This is a genomic window from Klebsiella oxytoca NBRC 105695 (genome assembly GCF_001598695.1).
Classification (GTDB): Bacteria; Pseudomonadota; Gammaproteobacteria; order Enterobacterales; family Enterobacteriaceae; genus Klebsiella; species Klebsiella oxytoca.
In genome coordinates this window covers 161,115-177,932 of sequence record NZ_BCZK01000005.1, presented here as the reverse complement: position 1 = coordinate 177,932, position 16,818 = coordinate 161,115, and the positions used below count along the sequence as shown (strand labels likewise).

16 protein-coding genes are annotated in these 16,818 nt (G+C 53.9%); 4 read left to right on the top strand and 12 right to left on the bottom strand.

The genetic code is table 11. The features are described 5' to 3' along the window. Positions 1–86: 86 nt before the first annotated feature. The 6 genes from ycfP to hinT are packed head-to-tail and all read right to left on the bottom strand — an operon-like array spanning position 87 to position 3,891. Positions 87–629, bottom strand: a complete 543-nt coding sequence (gene ycfP, locus KO1_RS10745; protein WP_004101110.1) for an alpha/beta hydrolase YcfP — start codon at positions 627–629, stop codon at positions 87–89. Positions 630–665: 36 nt separating this feature from the next. Further along, positions 666–1,676 carry a beta-N-acetylhexosaminidase gene (gene nagZ, locus KO1_RS10740; protein ID WP_029779317.1) on the bottom strand — a complete coding sequence of 337 codons (1,011 nt, stop codon included), beginning with the start codon at positions 1,674–1,676 and terminating at the stop codon, positions 666–668. A 31-nt stretch (positions 1,677–1,707) separates the two neighbouring features. After that, positions 1,708–2,526: a thiamine kinase gene (thiK, locus tag KO1_RS10735; protein WP_004101107.1), complete on the bottom strand. Its 819-nt coding sequence runs from the start codon at positions 2,524–2,526 to the stop codon at positions 1,708–1,710. Further along, positions 2,507–3,142, bottom strand: coding sequence for a penicillin-binding protein activator LpoB (gene lpoB, locus KO1_RS10730; RefSeq protein ID WP_004101106.1), 636 nt, complete (start codon positions 3,140–3,142; stop codon positions 2,507–2,509). Before lpoB ends, thiK begins: the two co-directional genes overlap by 20 nt. 12 nt (positions 3,143–3,154) lie before the next feature. Further along, the gene (locus tag KO1_RS10725) at positions 3,155–3,529 is read right to left on the bottom strand and encodes a YcfL family putative periplasmic lipoprotein (protein WP_004101105.1); all 375 of its coding nucleotides are present in this window, start codon (positions 3,527–3,529) and stop codon (positions 3,155–3,157) included. A gap of 5 nt (positions 3,530–3,534) precedes the next feature. Continuing rightward, entirely contained in the window at positions 3,535–3,891 is a 357-nt protein-coding gene (hinT, locus tag KO1_RS10720) for a purine nucleoside phosphoramidase (protein ID WP_004112181.1), read from the bottom strand. A gap of 353 nt (positions 3,892–4,244) precedes the next feature. On the opposite strand from hinT, the gene fhuE reads away from it, so the two are divergent. Continuing rightward, complete coding sequence (fhuE, locus tag KO1_RS10710) at positions 4,245–6,428, top strand: ferric-rhodotorulic acid/ferric-coprogen receptor FhuE (protein ID WP_004101103.1); 2,184 nt, start codon at positions 4,245–4,247, stop codon at positions 6,426–6,428. Between the two features lie 99 nt (positions 6,429–6,527). Here fhuE and ptsG read toward each other — a convergent pair whose 3' ends face one another. The 6 genes from ptsG to pabC all read right to left on the bottom strand — a co-directional run bounded on the left by ptsG (position 6,528) and on the right by pabC (position 12,530). Continuing rightward, a complete protein-coding gene (gene ptsG, locus KO1_RS10705) occupies positions 6,528–7,961 on the bottom strand; it encodes a PTS glucose transporter subunit IIBC (RefSeq protein WP_004101102.1) in 1,434 nt (477 codons plus the stop codon). A gap of 297 nt (positions 7,962–8,258) precedes the next feature. Beyond that, positions 8,259–9,053, bottom strand: a complete 795-nt coding sequence (locus tag KO1_RS10700; protein WP_004101101.1) for a metal-dependent hydrolase — start codon at positions 9,051–9,053, stop codon at positions 8,259–8,261. Between the two features lie 10 nt (positions 9,054–9,063). Further along, positions 9,064–10,068 carry a DNA polymerase III subunit delta' gene (holB, locus tag KO1_RS10695; RefSeq protein WP_024274031.1) on the bottom strand — a complete coding sequence of 335 codons (1,005 nt, stop codon included), beginning with the start codon at positions 10,066–10,068 and terminating at the stop codon, positions 9,064–9,066. Next, positions 10,065–10,706 carry a dTMP kinase gene (gene tmk, locus KO1_RS10690; RefSeq protein WP_004101099.1) on the bottom strand — a complete coding sequence of 214 codons (642 nt, stop codon included), beginning with the start codon at positions 10,704–10,706 and terminating at the stop codon, positions 10,065–10,067. Before tmk ends, holB begins: the two co-directional genes overlap by 4 nt. Beyond that, the gene (gene yceG, locus KO1_RS10685; protein ID WP_004101098.1) at positions 10,696–11,718 is read right to left on the bottom strand and encodes a cell division protein YceG; all 1,023 of its coding nucleotides are present in this window, start codon (positions 11,716–11,718) and stop codon (positions 10,696–10,698) included. The genes tmk and yceG overlap by 11 nt, the downstream gene beginning before the upstream one ends. 2 nt (positions 11,719–11,720) lie before the next feature. Beyond that, complete coding sequence (gene pabC / locus KO1_RS10680) at positions 11,721–12,530, bottom strand: aminodeoxychorismate lyase (protein ID WP_004112174.1); 810 nt, start codon at positions 12,528–12,530, stop codon at positions 11,721–11,723. A 394-nt stretch (positions 12,531–12,924) separates the two neighbouring features. Between pabC and KO1_RS10675 the strand changes: the two genes are divergently transcribed. From KO1_RS10675 to KO1_RS10665, 3 genes are all read left to right on the top strand, one after another. Continuing rightward, the gene (locus tag KO1_RS10675) at positions 12,925–13,467 is read left to right on the top strand and encodes a fimbrial protein (protein ID WP_004112172.1); all 543 of its coding nucleotides are present in this window, start codon (positions 12,925–12,927) and stop codon (positions 13,465–13,467) included. A gap of 76 nt (positions 13,468–13,543) precedes the next feature. Next, positions 13,544–14,218, top strand: a complete 675-nt coding sequence (locus KO1_RS10670; RefSeq protein WP_004101093.1) for a fimbrial biogenesis chaperone — start codon at positions 13,544–13,546, stop codon at positions 14,216–14,218. Between the two features lie 34 nt (positions 14,219–14,252). Continuing rightward, entirely contained in the window at positions 14,253–16,805 is a 2,553-nt protein-coding gene (locus KO1_RS10665; RefSeq protein WP_024274030.1) for a fimbria/pilus outer membrane usher protein, read from the top strand. Positions 16,806–16,818 lie beyond the last annotated feature (13 nt).

Here is a 16,818-nt window from a genome sequence, read left to right as displayed (position 1 = left end):
AGTTTTACTGCATATTTTTTGAGCGCGCAATCGCAGAAATGGATAAAAAAAGCCCGCATTGTTTTCACATTGCGGGCCGGGAGCGATCAGCCGAGGGTTTTGAAGGCTTTTATTCGCTGGAGATGCGGGGAGATATTTTTAAACTTGTGGGTCTGTTCTTCATCCCAGATGATCTCATAGTAGTGGTGCAGCAGGTCCGCAGAACGCTGGCTATCCAGCGCTTCATCCTGTCGTGACAGCACCACCAGGCAGCGGTCGCGGTTTTTTTCACGGAAATTATTCACGCACTTGGTGGCGATATCAGCATACTCTTCCGGCCGGTCAATCTTGCCTTCCATGTTTTCATCAGGAAACAGGTTGGGGTTGAAAACGGCCTGGCGAATATCGCAAAGAAAGCCAATTCTCTCCGCCCAGAAACCACCGAGACCCACGCCGCAAATGAGGGGTCGATCGTCGGCGCTTAGCTGCAGCATTTTATCGACTTCTTTTAACAAATGCTGCATATCATGTTTAGGATGCCGCGTGCTGTAGCTAATCAACCGGACATCGGGGTCAATAAACTGAAGCTGTAGCACCTTCTCATGGTTACCGGGGCTGTTTGAGTCAAAACCATGTAAATAGATAATCATCGCATCCTCACCAGACAACAACGCCTTTCAGGTATATTACGCGGACTTCGCCTCTTGCCAGCGCGCGTGAAGCTGCTCCAGCTGCGCGCTTATTGTCTTCCAGCGGGCGGAATCCCTTAACGCCTGACGGCTAATGGAACCTTTATGATACAATTTCGTAACACGCTCTGCTTTGATCGGCGACAGGTTATCCAGCACGCTGACCGCACCCTTACGATTATTGCAGACAAGGATCATATCGCAACCCGCATCCAGGGACGCCTGGCCGCGTTCGGCATAGCTGCCCATAATCGCCGCGCCTTCCATTGACAGATCGTCAGAGAATATTACGCCGTCAAATCCCAGCTCGCCGCGCAGGACCGTTTTCAGCCAGTGCGCGGAGCCGCTGGCGGGACGGGGGTCAACGTCGCTGTAAATAACGTGGGCGGGCATAATAGCATCCAGACGCTGCTCGCCGATCAGCGTGCGGAACACGGCCATATCTTTCGCGCGAATTTCCGCTTCCGCACGCGGATCGCGCGGCGTCTCTTTGTGAGAGTCTGCCGTCACCGCCCCATGCCCCGGGAAGTGCTTGCCGGTGGTTTTCATACCCGCGCCGTGCATGCCATCGATGAAATGGCGAGCTATCGCCAGCGCCTTGTCGGGGTCCTGATGATAAGAGCGCTCGCCAATAGCGGCGCTGATATGTCCGACATCCAGCACCGGCGCAAAGCTGATATCAATATCCATAGCGATCATTTCGCTGGCCATCAGCCAACCGGCTTCTGCGGCCAGCCGGCCGCCCTCTTCCATGCCTAGCAGGGCGGCGAAGGATTGCGCTGCAGGAAGACGGGTAAAGCCCTCGCGGAAACGCTGCACGCGACCGCCTTCTTGATCGACCGCCACCACCAGATGGTTGCGCGAAGCCTCGCGGATCTGGCGAACCAGCTCACGCAGCTGCGCCGGATCGTGATAGTTGCGGGTAAACAGGATCAGCCCGCCAACCAAAGGATGCGCCAGAATCTCACGCTCTTCCGCATCCAGTTCAAAACCTTCGACATCCAACATTACCGGGCCCACAGCCACCTCTCTTATCCTTTTATTTTTTGTCTAACTGACGCCATATCTCATCGGCCAGCGTGATAAACTGCCGGTCGCCGGTTTGCTGCCAGCGTCGTTCATACCAGCCCGCCATCAGCAGCCGCACCCAAGGGCGCCAGCGCTGAATTTGCCGCCAGAGCTGAAGCTCATCAATGTGCGCCTGTCGCGCATACTCTGCGGTAAGCTGGCGATGCGCAACGGGGTCGATCCACACCGCCGCCAGTTCCAGCGCGATATCGCCATCGCCCGCATATTCCCAGTCAATCAGCCGCAGTCCCGCCTCGCCGCGAACAATGTTGCCCGCATGGACATCCATATGTAAGGGCGCCAGACGTAACGGCTGCGGTTCGCCCCGGCGAAGCAGCCGCTTATGCCACCGTAGCCACAGCGGTGTACGGCGCGCAGGACTGCACTGCTGCCAGTAACGCTCAAGCAGCGGCCGCAGCGCGATACGCCAGCCAAAGCGTGGCTGCCGGTGCAGATGATACAGCAACCCTGCGAGCGCCGGACACTCCGGTAATGCGTTGACCACGTCGCCAGAGCAATATTCCACCACCATCCAGGCGGGAGAATAAAAAACCGGCGCAGGCGCTAAGGTATTGGGAAGGCGGGAAAGCACACGGTACTGGCGGCGGAAGTCGCAGGACGGCGCATGCGGGTCGTGCGGCTGGCGCAGCACCCGCTTTCGCCGGCCATCGCTGAGAATACAGCTGCCGCCGCTCAGCCCGGTTTCGGACAGCGCGGCGACAGGCGTATAGTGGGGGAAAAAGCGCGACAGCACTTCGTCGCGCGTGAGCTTATTGTTGCTGAACAGCACCTTTACCCGACCAGATAATTTCGCCGGTTTGTACCAGCATCAGCTGCATTTTCAGCTCAGGTGAATTGACGTTGCCGGTTGCGTTGGAATAGAGCACATACTGTGCGCCAACGGTGCGCGCAATGCCCATCGCTTTGCTGCGACTACCAAGGCTATCCTGTGGCGACAGGCCAAGCTGCTGTTTGGCCACGCCCAGCTGCTGCTGGGAAACCAGGGTGAATTTTCCGTTACCCTCAAGCGCATTACGCAGCGCCGTGGTGGCTTCACCCGCATTCAACGTGCCGTTAGTGCGGTTGTTGACGCTGTCGACCAGCAAAATGCTGCCCGCATTTACGCCGCTGGCCTGCAGCATCTGACCAATCATCGGCTGCACCGCGGAGTGCCAGTCAAAATGACGCACGCGCGGCGCCGGCTGCGCAGGCTGCTCGCCGTGTTCAATCGGACCCGGCTGGGTCGGTATCACGGGAATAGTCGGCACAGTCGGCTGCGGCTGAACAGGCTGCTGCGGCTTCGGCTGCGCTTCCTCAACGGGAGCGGGTTCCTGACGTTGACCCACGCATCCGGCAAGGAATATCGCCAGTGCGGTAACTAATGCATAGCGACATAGTTTAATCATTACGATTACCTCTTACAGATAAAGATAAAGTCGGGCCTTGTGCGCCCCCAGAATATTGGCGCTGCCATAAAGCGTAACGGAAGAGTGCGCAGGAACCGTTATGCTGCGTGCAGACTCCAGCGGATGCATTTCCAGTCCCCTGGCGTCATACCAGAAAAAGCGATAATGCACGGTCACCGGAACCTGGCGTTCATTGAACAATCTGGTGGTCGCCGTCGCCTGAATCTCGGATGCAGTTACCGTTGGTACTTCAGCGCTGATTCCTGCTGCCAGTACGTTTGATTCCATCACCAGACTTTGCTGATCGCTGACCGGTATTTCCGGATGCGAACTGCACCCGGCCAGTAATGTCACGGCCAGTAATGCGCCGATATGGGCTGCACGCATGGAGTTTAACCTTTATGAGCCAGCATCGGGCCTAACGGACGGCCGCCCAGCAGGTGCATATGGATATGATAGACCTCCTGGCCGCCGTGGCGATTGCAGTTAACGATCAGGCGATAGCCATCGTCGGCGAGCCCCTCGTCGCGGGCGATTTTCGCCGCTACGGTCATCATGCGCCCCAGAGCCAGCTCATGCTCTGCGGTCACATCATTGACGGTGGGAATCAGGATATTGGGAACGATCAGAATATGGGTCGGCGCCTGCGGAGAGATATCGCGAAAAGCGGTAACGAGCTCATCCTGATAAACCACATCCGACGGGATCTCCCGGCGAATGATTTTGCTGAAAATCGTTTCTTCTGCCATGACTGATTCCTTAATCATTTTTATACCGTGCACTGGCCTGCCCCTGCAGGTAAACGCGGACGCACGGAATTCCTCTAAGAGTATGAGCGAGTTACTCCCCCTCTTTCAACCTGAATGCGTTTTTTCTTACGCCACAAAGCGCCTGGCTGCCGACGGATTAATCGTTTATTACCTGGAAACGATGCAACGGCAGAAATAACGCCTTTATGACCTTCATGCTTACCCTTATTTACAGTTTAAATATTAATGCGTATATTTCTCATTTGTATTCAAAATGAATGCAGTGCGCTTACGATCGACCGCGGCCAGAGAGCCGTAGCGAATAACAATTATCTCATGATCAAGGGTTTATGATGTCTCTCTCCACTCACTCCCGGGATGGGCGAAACGCTCCATCCCTGCTTGCGATGGGCATAGCGCTGGCGCTCTCCCCAAACCTTAGCCAGGCTGCCAGTCACTCCGAAGACACTATTATTGTAGAAGGTTCCGCAGATAGCGCTTCGGATACGCAAGAACAGGATTACAGCGTCAAAACTACCTCCGCAGGGACAAAAATGGAGATGGCCCAGCGCGATATCCCGCAATCGGTCAGTATCATCACCGAACAACGGATGCGCGATCAGCAGTTGCAAACGCTGGGTGATGTGATGGAGCACACCATGGGGATCAGCAGCAGCCAGGCAGATTCTGACCGCACCAGCTACTACTCTCGTGGTTTTGAGATCGATAACTATATGGTCGATGGCATTCCGACCTGGTTTGAATCCCGCTGGAATCTGGGCGACGCGCTTTCCGATATGGCTCTTTTCGAACGGGTGGAGGTCGTCCGCGGCGCGAATGGTCTGCTGACCGGCACCGGTAATCCCGCCGCGTCGATCAATATGATCCGTAAGCATGCGACCAGCCGCGAGTTCAAGGGAAATGTCTCTGCGGAGTACGGCAGCTGGAACAAGCAGCGCTACGTTGCCGATATGCAAAGTCCGCTAACTGAAGATGGCAACGTGCGGGCGCGCATTATCGCTGGTTATCAAAATAATGACTCATGGCTCGATCGTTACAACAGCGAAAAAACGTTCTTCTCGGGGATTGTGGATGCGGATCTCGCGACGTCGACCAGTTTATCCGCCGGCTACGAGTATCAGCGTATCAACGTCAATAGCCCGACATGGGGCGGTCTGCCGCGCTGGAATACCGATGGCAGCACAAACCGTTACGATCGCGCCCACAGCACCGCTCCAGACTGGGCCTATAACGACAAAGAGATCAATAAAGTCTTCGTTACGCTGAAACAACGCTTTGCTGATACCTGGCAGGCAACGCTGAACGCCACTCACTCCGAGGTCAAGTTCGACAGCAAAATGATGTACGTAGATGCTTACGTCAATAAAGCGACCGGGATGCTGGAGGGGCCTTATAGCAGCTACGGTCCGGGCTATGACTACGTAGGCGGTACCGGCTGGAATAGCGGAAAGCGTAAAGTCGACGCCGTGGATCTGTTCACCGACGGCGGCTACGACCTGTTCGGCCGCCAGCATAATCTGATGATAGGCGGCAGCTACAGCAAGCAAAATAACCGCTATTTCAGCTCGTGGGCAAACGTCTTCCCCAATGAGATTGGCAGCTTCTACAGCTTCAATAGCGCTGGGTTCCCGGAAACCAGCTGGGGCCCGCAGAGTCTGGCGCAGGACGATACCACGCGCATGAAATCGGTGTATGCCGCTACGCGTATTTCCCTGCTTGATCCGCTGCATCTGATCCTTGGCGTCCGCTATAACAACTGGAGCATTGAGACGCTGACCTACAACATGGAGAAAAATCATACCACCCCATACGCCGGGCTGGTTTACGACATAAACGACAATTGGTCGGCCTACACCAGCTATACCTCGGTCTTCCAGCCGCAGAACAAGCGCGATAGCTCGGGTAAGTATCTGACGCCGATTACCGGGAATAACTATGAAGTGGGCCTGAAGTCGGACTGGATGGACAGCCGATTAACCACGACTCTCGCGATATTCCGCATCGAGCAGGATAATCTCGGCCAGGCGACCGGTGGGCAAATCCCCGGTAGCAACGGCGAAGCAGCCTATAAAACCGTCGATGGAACCGTGAGCAAAGGGGTGGAGTTCGAAATCAACGGTGCGATTACCGATAACTGGCAGATGACCTTTGGGGCGACGCGTTTTGTCGCTGAAGATAATGAAGGCAATGCGGTGAATCCCAACCTGCCGCGAACCAGCGTCAAACTGTTTACCAGCTACCGTCTGCCGGTAATGCCTGAACTGACCGTTGGCGGCGGCGTTAACTGGCAGAACCGGGTATATAAAGATACCGCGACGCCATACGGCACCTTCCGTGCGGAACAGGGCAGCTATGCGCTGGTTGATTTGTTCACTCGCTACCAGGTCACTAAAAATTTTGCTTTGCAGGGTAACGTCAATAACCTGTTCGATAAAACCTACGACACCAACATCGATGGTTCAATTGTCTACGGCGAACCGCGCAACTTCAGCATTACCGCCAGCTATCAGTTCTGATCTCTGGTTAACGTGACAAAATCCGCGGGCGCGCTTTTAACGCCTGCGGCCATTAAAAAAGGCAGCCAGTTGGCTGCCTTAGTCTCCCCATATCACAACTTAGCTGTTGCGGATGTATTCATCCATTTCAGTTTTCAGGTTATCGGATTTAGTACCGAAAATAGCCTGAACGCCCGAACCTGCAACAACCACGCCTGCGGCGCCCAGTTTTTTCAGGCCAGCCTGATCAACTTTCGCCACATCCGCCACGCTCACGCGCAGACGAGTGATACATGCGTCAAGGTTAGTAATGTTCTCTTTACCGCCGAAAGCAGCGATCAGTGCCGGAGCCATTTCGCTGGTCGCGCCAGCTTTGCTGTCTTCGGTTGCATCTTCGCGACCCGGGGTTTTCAGATCCAGCGCTTTAATCAGCACGCGGAAGACCACGTAGTACACGATCGCGTAGCAGATACCGACGATCGGGAACAGCCACAGCTTGCTGCTGTTGCCGGAGAGAACGATAAAGTCGATCAGGCCGTGAGAGAACGACGTCCCGTCACGCATACCCAGCAGGATACAGATCGGGAAGGCCAGGCCCGCCAGAATCGCGTGGATAATGTACAGGATCGGCGCAACGAACATGAAAGAGAACTCGATCGGCTCGGTGATACCGGTCAGGAACGAGGTCAGCGCTGCGGAGATCATGATACCGCCCACTTTCGCGCGGTTTTCTGGCTTAGCAGAGTGCCAGATAGCGATAGCGGCAGCCGGCAGACCGTACATTTTGAACAGGAAGCCGCCGGACAGTTTGCCCGCCGTTGGGTCGCCTGCCATGTAGCGCGGAATATCGCCGTGGAAGACCTGACCTGCTGCGTTGGTGTATTCGCCAATCTGCATCTGGAAAGGTACGTTCCAGATATGGTGCAGACCAAACGGCACCAGGCAACGTTCAATGAAGCCGTAGATACCGAACGCGACAACCGGGTTCTGGTAAGCAGCCCACTGGGAGAACGTCTGGATGGCAGTACCGATCGGCGGCCAGATAAAGGACAGGATCACGCCCGTGAAAATCGCTGCCAGACCGGAGATAATTGGCACAAAACGCTTGCCCGCAAAGAAGCCCAGATATTCAGGCAGCTTGATGCGATAGAAGCGGTTGAACATGTACGCTGCGATGGCACCCGAGATGATACCGCCGAGTACGCCGGTATCTGCAAGGTGTTTAGCCGCAATCTCTTCAGCAGGTAAATGCAGAACCAGAGGCGCAACCACGGACATGGTTTTCACCATGATGCCGTAAGCGACGACCGATGCCAGAGCGGATACGCCGTCGTTATTGGTGAAGCCAAGTGCGACACCGATAGCAAAAATCAGCGGCATGTTAGCGAAGACTGAACCGCCCGCTTCTGCCATGACGTGGGAAACTACGGCTGGCAGCCAGCTGAAGTTTGCGGAACCGACGCCCAGCAGGATACCTGCGATAGGCAGTACGGATACCGGCAGCATCAGCGATTTACCGACCTTCTGCAGGTTAGCAAATGCATTCTTAAACATAATTGAGAGTGCTCCTGAGTATTTGGTGCTTTTTTACGCTTTCACGCATTGGCCCGGGGGGAGAACCGCGCCGTGGACAGGACATCTAAGCGCCCTTTATTTATTACACAGAGTAAAATAATTACCGGGATGATTGTTTGACGGCTATCACGTTTCAATCAGACACGAGCCAAAAACTTACACTGGTTTACATAACTCGTGTCTGAATGTTGCCAAAAAACCTTCACCGCCCCATTTGTGGCGGTGAACTTTACTCGCTTTAGCTATTAATTACGAGCCTTAAAATAATAAGGAATATCAGAGAGGTTGCAGCCGGGAGGGGTCGATATGAAAAAGCGTCGCGAAATTTTCCGTGGTCTGTTGTGCCAGTTGCTCCAGCGATACGCCTTTAAGAACCGCCATATACTCGGCGACATCCCTGACCAATGCCGGTTGGTTCTCTTTACCACGATGCGGTACCGGAGCCAGATAGGGCGAATCGGTCTCTACCAACAGGCGATCGAGAGGTACATAGCGCGCTGCATCGCGAAGCTGCTCCGCATTACGGAACGTCACAATGCCGGAAAACGAGATGTAGAACCCCATATCCAGCAGCTTACCCGCTGTCTCTCTATCCTCAGTGAAACAGTGTAGTACGCCACCGCAATCCGTCACTTTTTCTTCGTGTAAAATTTCCAGCGTATCGGCGCGGGCATCTCGGGTATGCACGATAACCGGCTTATTCAGCTCCCGGCCTATCCGGATATGGTCGCGAAACGACGTCTGCTGGCGCGCTTTGGTTTCCGGCGTGTAGAAATAATCCAGTCCGGTTTCACCCATCGCCACCACGCCATCCTCTGCGGCGAGCTGGTGCAGCGCCTCAACGTCGTACTCTTCATCCTGGTTCAACGGATGCACGCCGCAGGAGAAAACGACGTCGTTACGCTGGCCCACCAGCTCGCGCATACCGCGATATCCCGGCAGGGTTGTGGCCACCGCCAGGCAAAATTTCACATCGCGGGCGGCGGCTTTAGCCAGCACATCGTCCACGTTTTTATGCAGCGTTTGATAATCCAGGCCATCGAGATGGCAATGGGAGTCGACTAAAAACATAATGTCTCTCTCAGAGGTGGGATACGGGAAGGACCGCCCCAGGTTGCAGGTAATGTTCCCAGCGCAGAAGGCGCTCGGTAAGCAGCAGTTCGCGATTGATACCGACAACGCTCAGCAACTGCTCGCGGCAGGCGTTAACGTCGCGCGCGATCGCCTGTAAACGCGCGGCCGGCAGCGCAGCGGCCAGTTGATTCACCAGAGGCCAGGCATCGGGATTGCTGATAAGCGTAATTCCCTGCTGCCTTTTTTGTGCATCGACCAGCAGTGATGCCAGCCAATGCAGACGAATCGCGGCCTGCTCATGATTCAATACCGGCAGCAGAGACAGCCAGTCGCCGTGGGTTAAAACAGCGCCCAGGGACTGGCAAAGCTGCAGCCGCACGCTCCAGTGAGCGTCCTGCAGCAGATCCAGCGCCGCCGCCGGGGCATTGGCGCTAAGCCGCAGCGCCGCGAGCAATGCATCTTGTGACATTGTCACTTCTCGTTCTAACCACGCCAGCGCATACTGTTCAGAAGGCGGAGCAAGATGATGTAACCGGCAGCGGCTGCGCAACGTGGCCAGCAGGCGTGCGGGCTCCTGACAGGCAAGGAAGAACCATGTGTTTTCCGGCGGCTCCTCCAGCGTTTTCAGCAGGGCGTTGGCCGCCGCGTCGGTCAGCAGAGCGGCATCGTCTATCCAGACGACCTTCGCGCCGCCCAGACGGGCTCGTTCATAGAGTTTTTCGCTCACTTCACGCACGGCGTCAATCCCGAGCGAGCTCTTCCCCTTTTCCGGGATCAACGCATAATAATCCGGATGCGTCCCGGCTTGCATCAGCTGACAGCTATGGCATCGACCGCAGCTTTTATGCCCCTCCGGCTGCCGGCACATCAGAAAACGACACAGCGCGTAAATCAACGCGTCGCTTCCCATACCCGGCAGCGCCTGAACCAGTAGCGCATGGTGACCCCGTCCCGCCTGATAGCCGGAAACTAGCTGTTCAAAAGAGGGACGTAACCACGGATACCATTTCATGCGCGCTGCTCCGCGACCCACTGATTCACCACCGCGCGGATATCGCGCTCTACGGCCTCAAGCGGCTGGGTGGCGTCAACGGTGCGTATGGTGTCGTCCTGTGCCGCCAGCTCAAGGTAGCGCGCGCGCGTACGGTTAAAGAAATCGAGCGACTCCTGTTCGATACGGTCGAGTTCGCCGCGAGCGCGGGCGCGCTTCAGCCCTACCTCGGGAGTCACATCCAGGTAGAGCGTCAGATTGGGACGAAAATCGCCCAGTACCGCATCGCGCAGGGTTGCCAGCATCGTTTGGTCGATACCGCGGCCGCCGCCCTGATAGGCCTGAGTCGAGAGATCGTGACGATCGCCAATGACCCACTGGCCGCGGGCCAGCGCGGGTTTAATCACCGTCTCAACCAGCTGCACGCGCGCCGCGTAAAACATCAGTACTTCGGCTTTATCATTGATAACTTCATCGCCGGTGGACTGTATATCCAGCACCAGGCTGCGCAGTTTCTCGGCCAGGATAGTACCACCCGGCTCGCGGGTAAACACCATGTCGCTAATGCCCAGCTGTTTTAGCGTCTCTACCACAAGATTACGTGCGGTAGTTTTCCCTGCGCCCTCCAGGCCCTCGATGACGATATAGTTACTGCGCATTTTTTTCCTTAAGTACATTCAGATAGTCCTGAACCGAGCGGTTATGGCCGATCAGGTTGGTATTAAACGTATGTCCGCCCTTCCCGTCCGCGACAAAATAGAGGTACGGCGTTTTTGCCGGATGCGCGGCGGCGTTGAGCGAGGCTTCCCCCGGCGCGGCTATCGGGCCGGGCGGCATGCCGTTAATGACATAGGTGTTGTAAGCGGTTGGGGTTTCCAGGTCTTTACGCGTCAACTTACCATTATAACCCTCACCCATGCCGTAAATCACGGTTGGATCGGTTTGCAGACGCATGCCGATACGTAAGCGGTTGATAAACACCGAGGCTACGCGGTCACGCTCTTCGGCCACTGCGGTCTCTTTCTCAATGATCGAGGCCATGGTCAGCAGCTGATTTTTATCTTTGTACGGCAGATTATCCATCCGCCCTTCCCAGGCTTTATCGACCGCGGCAACCATCTTCTGATGCGCGCGCTTAAGGATCGCCACATCGCTGGTGTTGGCGGTATACATCCAGGTATCCGGCCAGAACCATCCTTCGACCCAATCGGGATGCTCCAGATCGAGAGCCTTTGCGACGGTTTCATAGCGATCGTCCGCCAGCGTATGCTTTACGTAGGGCGCATCGCGCAGCTGGCGCAGGTAGTCGCTCACCCGCATCCCTTCCACGAAGCGTAGCGGAAACTGGGCCTCTTTGCCGCTGGCTAACAGCTGCAGCATTTGACGTACCGTCATCTCAGGCGTGAAGCGATAGGTTCCGGCTTTAAAGTGGGATAGCTCAGGCTCAATGCGCAGCAGCCACTGAAACACCCGAGGTCGGTTGATCACTTTATCGCTGTAGAGCTGCTGCCCAAGCGCCAGGCGACCTGTGCCGGTCTCGAGGGTAAAGATGGTCTCTTCTTTAATCAGTAATTTGCTGTCCGCCAGTTGGCGAACTTTCCACATACCGACGCCAGCGGCGATGCCCAGCACCACCACCAATAGCAGGATGAAACGTAACATTTTCTTCATGACTAATCAGACAGCTCACACAAGGGGGCTAAAAAATGGTAAAGCTCGCGCGCGGACCAGCATTTATCGTCCCAGCGGCGAACCGGCACCAGCGGCATCAATGCGTTACAGACAACGACCTCGTCGGCTTCGCGTAACGCATCGGGGCGCATGGTGACTTCGACAACGCGAAACGGCGATGGTGCCAGCTTAGCGAGAATGTGTTGACGCATAATGCCGTTGACTCCCGCCCGATCGAGGCGCGGGGTAAAGACGTCAAAGCCTGTACGCCAGAATATGTTCGCGGCACAGCATTCCGTAAGCCACCCTTCGCTGTCAAGGACCAGCGCCTCATCGGCATCCGTCTGCTCAAGATGAGAACGAATCAGCACCTGCTCAAGGCGATTAAGGTGTTTGAGTCCGGCAAGTAAAGGGTTGCATCCCAGCTGAACCGGGCTCAGCGAGACGGAGATCCCTTCTTTACGCCAGCGGTGGTAGTGAGCCGGGTAAGGCGATACGCTGAGGATGCGGCTGGGATTTACGCAGCCTGCGGCGCTATAGCCTCGACCGCCCACTCCGCGCGTGATGATCGCTTTCAGCACACCATCAGAATGGGGCTGCGCAAGGCGTGCCATCTCCCCTGCCAACAATTCCCAGTCGTTAAAGGGGATAAAGAGCTTTTTGCAGGTCGTTTGTAGCCGAGTCAGGTGTGCGTTGAGGAACTGAACCTGTCCCGCCACAATTCGCGCGGTGGTAAAACAGCCATCGCCAAACTGCACGCCGCGATCGTTCACCGGTAACACATTCGCCCATGCGCCATTCAGTAGATACATTCACCCCCCTCATTATTAATAACGATAAGAGTGCCTTCAGAGGACGCATTATGCAACCATCTGTACAAATCAATAAACCCTTCTGTGCCTACTTGTTTAGTTGCCATAATTAGTGAATTCATAATCCACAAAAACTGATTTTACCTTCCATCAAAGCATTCAGATAAATAATAAGGATACACATCAAGTAATACTATTCACATGAAAAATCACATAATAAATATTGATTTTTAAAAAAATCTACAATCCAGTTTTAGAAAACATAGCTACCCACATCACTAAGAATACCTATAATCAAATTGCCCGAAATTAATATTAAATTCTGTACGATTATTATTTCCCTATCGATGAAATGGAAAAATCATCGTCACTTATCTTTATCAAGGACTCATCAATGAAATTAAAATTAGCTACTATCGCTTTTGTTGCCACCATGGGGATTGCCTCTTCTGCATCAGCACAGGATGGCCAGATTAATTTTACCGGTAAAATAACAGAAACCGGTTGTAAAATTAATGGCGGAGTCACCAGCGCACAGGATGTGAAGCTCGGTGAAGTCTCTAAAACCGCACTGCCGGCTGCTGGCGACACGGCGGCGACCACTCGCTTCTCGCTGGTATTGACGGAATGCCCGGAAGACCTGTTGGGTAAGCCGATTAGCGTTAAATATGACGGTACTCCGGATAGCATCAATACCGATTATTTACAGTTGACCGGTGCGGGTAGTGAAAATGTTGCTGAAGGCGTGGCGATTCAGTTACTCAACGACGATACCTCGGCGCTGCCGCTGGGCACGTCTTCCAGACCGGTAACTATTAGCAACAATGCAGCTGAAGAAACCACTCTTAACTTCTTCGCTCGCTATATCGCAACCACAGATACAGTGAAAGCCGGTGATGCTAATGGTACCGTAAACTTCACGCTGACCTACAACTGATCGCCCCTTTCTTCATTTATCACAACCATACAAAAATAAGGCCGGAAACCCGGCTTTATTTTTCGGGATATTGCCAATGAAAAAAAGCTTAGTATTAATTGCCACAACGCTATTAATGATGACAGTATCAGCTCAAGCCGGCGTTATTATCGGTGGAACGCGCGTTATTTATAACGGTGATAAAAAGGAGACTTCAATTAGCGTAAAAAATCCTGACAAATCATCATATCTGATACAATCCTGGAGCGATAGCGGCGAAAAAAACAACGATAAATCACCCTTTATGGTTACTCCACCGCTCTTTCGTCTCGGGCCTGGACAAGAGAACACGCTAAGAATAATTCGCACCGGCGGTAACTTACCTGAGGACCGGGAGTCTCTGTACTGGATGAATATTAAATCTATTCCTTCGACGGAGAAGCAGGATAATGTAAATAGCCTGCAAATAGCCATAAAAACGCGCATCAAGTTAATATATCGCCCCCAGGCGCTTATCAAAATGCCGGAAGATATTGCCGAAAAATTAACCTGGCAGCGTAACGGTAATACTCTGATCGTTAGCAATCCTACAGCGTACTACATGAACTTCAGTACCATCAAAATGGGCAATACTTCGGTAAAAAATGCCGCCTGGGTTGCACCGAAGAGCTCGGTTAGCTTTGCCATTCCTGCCGGCGCGAGCGGCGATGTGGTATGGACGCTGATTACTGATTATGGCTCCGTCGGAAAAGAGCATCGAGCACGTTTATAACGCTAACCAGTGTTAGCACCGAAAGGATATCGGGATGAATGTAGACGCCTACAAAAAGAAAATAACGCTCAGTCGTATCGCCTGCTTTATTGCCTTGCAGTGTGCTTTATCTATTCATAATACCGCATTAGCTCGCGAGTATTTTAATCCGGCCTTTCTCGGGATCGATGGGCCGGGAAAGGATCTGACCGACCTCTCTGCTTTTGAAGAAGGCATCGGCCAGATACCGGGAAACTATCATGTTGACGTTATCGTCAATAAAACATCAGTCGGTCTATATGATATTGACTTTGTAATGCAAAAAGATAGCCAGGGCAACGCTACGCTCCAGCCCTGTCTTAGCCTTGAGGCATTACAAAAATTTGGTATCCGTACACAGTCATTTCCCCAGCTTGCTGACGGTAAAGATTGCGCCAACTTACAGGTTATTCCACAGGCCAATGCGGAATTTGTCTTCGATCGCCAGCAGCTACGCCTCTCTATTCCACAAGCTGCATTAAACAACCATGCCCGCGGCTATGTGGCTCCGGAGCGGCTAGACGAAGGAATTAATGCGCTACTGCTGAACTACAACTTTAGCGGCGCCAATACCGAAGCTCGTCAACGCGGCGCAGAAGACTCGAACAGCTATTATCTGAACTTAAGACCCGGTTTTAATATCGGCCCCTGGCGAATCCGCAACTACACGACCTGGAACCGTAACAGCAGCGGTGGGCAAACACAGGAGAGCTGGGATTCACTCTATACCTATGCACAGCGCAATATCATCGCCCTGAAAAGCCAGCTCACAATTGGCGACAGCACCGCGCCTTCGGACATCTTTGACAGCGTCCCCTTCCGCGGTGCGCAGCTCGCCTCCGATGACGATATGCTTCCCGATAGCCTCCGCGGCTATGCGCCAGTAATTCGCGGTATTGCACGCACTAACGCTCAGGTGATCGTTAAACAGAACGGCTATACCATCTATCAGAGCTATGTATCTCCGGGAGCGTTTGAGATCGCTGACATGTACCCCACCGGCAGCAGCGGCGATTTTGACGTCACGATTAAAGAAGCTGACGGCAGCGAACAACATCAGAAAATCGCCTTTGCCTCCCTTCCCGTACTGCAGCGTGAAGGCCGGTTGAAATATAGTCTGACCAGCGGCCAGTACCGCCCTTATGACAGCGATATTAATAAAGACACGTTTACGCAAGGGACCGTCATTTACGGTCTACCGGCAGGCTTTACCGTTTATAGCGGCGGTCAGTTCTCTCAACATTACCAGTCCGTCCTTCTGGGTGCAGGTAAAAATTTAGGAATGCTGGGAGCGCTATCGATAGACAGCGCGCAGGCATGGTCAAGAAAACAGGACGAAAGCAAAGAAAGTGGTCAATCATGGCGCATACGCTACAGTAAGAACATTATTGAAACGGGAACCAATTTCTCAATTGCGGGCTATCGATACTCAACCTCGGGCTACTATAGCCTGTCAGAGGTACTGGACACGTGGCGCGATAACGACTGGAAAAGTCAAAACGATCGCCGCCGCAATCGCGCCGAGCTTCAGCTTAACCAGAATATCAGCCAAAACCTGGGTTCGCTCACCCTCAACATGATGAGTGAGGATTACTGGAATAGCGAGCGTAAAATGCGCTCCATCAGCGTGGGATATAGTAACAACTGGGCAGGAGTAACTTACAACCTCAACTATAGCTATAACGAAAACACCACCGATACCGACAATAAAAAAGTTTATGATAAAGATCAGATCTTCTCATTTAACATCAACGTTCCTTTCGATCTCTGGTCAGGTAATAACTACGCTACCTACAGTCTGAACACCAGTAAGCACGGTAGCACCAGCCATAATCTGGGGATGAATGGCTCTACGCTGGCAGACAACAATCTGAACTGGAACATCCAGCAAAGCCAGACAAATCACGGTGAAGGCAATGGTGGTTATGCCAGTCTTGACTATCAGGGCACCTATGCCCGGGTCAATTCGGCGTACAGCTATGACCGCGATCAGCGCCGCGTCAACTATGGTATCGACGGCGGAATCGTCGCCCACGCTCACGGCCTGACGCTCAGTCAGGAGTTAGGCGAAACTGCAGCCCTGGTCGAAGCGCCCGGTGCAGATGGCGTGACGGTAATGAATCAAACAGGGGTAAAAACCGATTATCGCGGCTATACCATTGTTCCGTATGTCTCCCCCTATCGTGAAAGCGTGATTTCCCTGGATACGGCGACGCTACCGGATAATGCCGACGTAGAGCTGACCTCACAAACCGTTACGCCCACTCGTGGAGCCATCGTCCGCACCCACTTTGCGGCTCACGTCGGCAAACGAGTGTTAATGACGCTCATTCGCCGCAGCGGTGACGTCGTCCCCTTTGGCGCAATGGTCTCAATCAACGGCGTCGACAAGCCGTCCGGTTCTATCGTCGGCGACGGCGGGCAAGTTTATCTTACCGGCATGCCGACTAACGGTACCGCCACGGCAAAATGGGGGCAAACAGCGTCAGAACAGTGCGAGTTTCTCTGGCAGCTACCTGACGTCGACCCCGCAAGCGGGGTCGCTGAACTAACATCCTCCTGCCAATAGAAAGGAAAAGGCG

Coding starts and splice junctions, on each gene's coding strand:
- ycfP (WP_004101110.1), bottom strand. CDS start 629: ATGATTATCTATTTACATGGTTTTGACTCAAACAGCCCCGGTAACCAT.
- nagZ (WP_029779317.1), bottom strand. CDS start 1,676: ATGTTGGATGTCGAAGGTTTTGAACTGGATGCGGAAGAGCGTGAGATT.
- lpoB (WP_004101106.1), bottom strand. CDS start 3,142: ATGATTAAACTATGTCGCTATGCATTAGTTACCGCACTGGCGATATTC.
- KO1_RS10725 (WP_004101105.1), bottom strand. CDS start 3,529: ATGCGTGCAGCCCATATCGGCGCATTACTGGCCGTGACATTACTGGCC.
- hinT (WP_004112181.1), bottom strand. CDS start 3,891: ATGGCAGAAGAAACGATTTTCAGCAAAATCATTCGCCGGGAGATCCCG.
- fhuE (WP_004101103.1), top strand. CDS start 4,245: ATGTCTCTCTCCACTCACTCCCGGGATGGGCGAAACGCTCCATCCCTG.
- ptsG (WP_004101102.1), bottom strand. CDS start 7,961: ATGTTTAAGAATGCATTTGCTAACCTGCAGAAGGTCGGTAAATCGCTG.
- KO1_RS10700 (WP_004101101.1), bottom strand. CDS start 9,053: ATGTTTTTAGTCGACTCCCATTGCCATCTCGATGGCCTGGATTATCAA.
- holB (WP_024274031.1), bottom strand. CDS start 10,068: ATGAAATGGTATCCGTGGTTACGTCCCTCTTTTGAACAGCTAGTTTCC.
- tmk (WP_004101099.1), bottom strand. CDS start 10,706: ATGCGCAGTAACTATATCGTCATCGAGGGCCTGGAGGGCGCAGGGAAA.
- yceG (WP_004101098.1), bottom strand. CDS start 11,718: ATGAAGAAAATGTTACGTTTCATCCTGCTATTGGTGGTGGTGCTGGGC.
- pabC (WP_004112174.1), bottom strand. CDS start 12,530: ATGTATCTACTGAATGGCGCATGGGCGAATGTGTTACCGGTGAACGAT.
- KO1_RS10675 (WP_004112172.1), top strand. CDS start 12,925: ATGAAATTAAAATTAGCTACTATCGCTTTTGTTGCCACCATGGGGATT.
- KO1_RS10670 (WP_004101093.1), top strand. CDS start 13,544: ATGAAAAAAAGCTTAGTATTAATTGCCACAACGCTATTAATGATGACA.
- KO1_RS10665 (WP_024274030.1), top strand. CDS start 14,253: ATGAATGTAGACGCCTACAAAAAGAAAATAACGCTCAGTCGTATCGCC.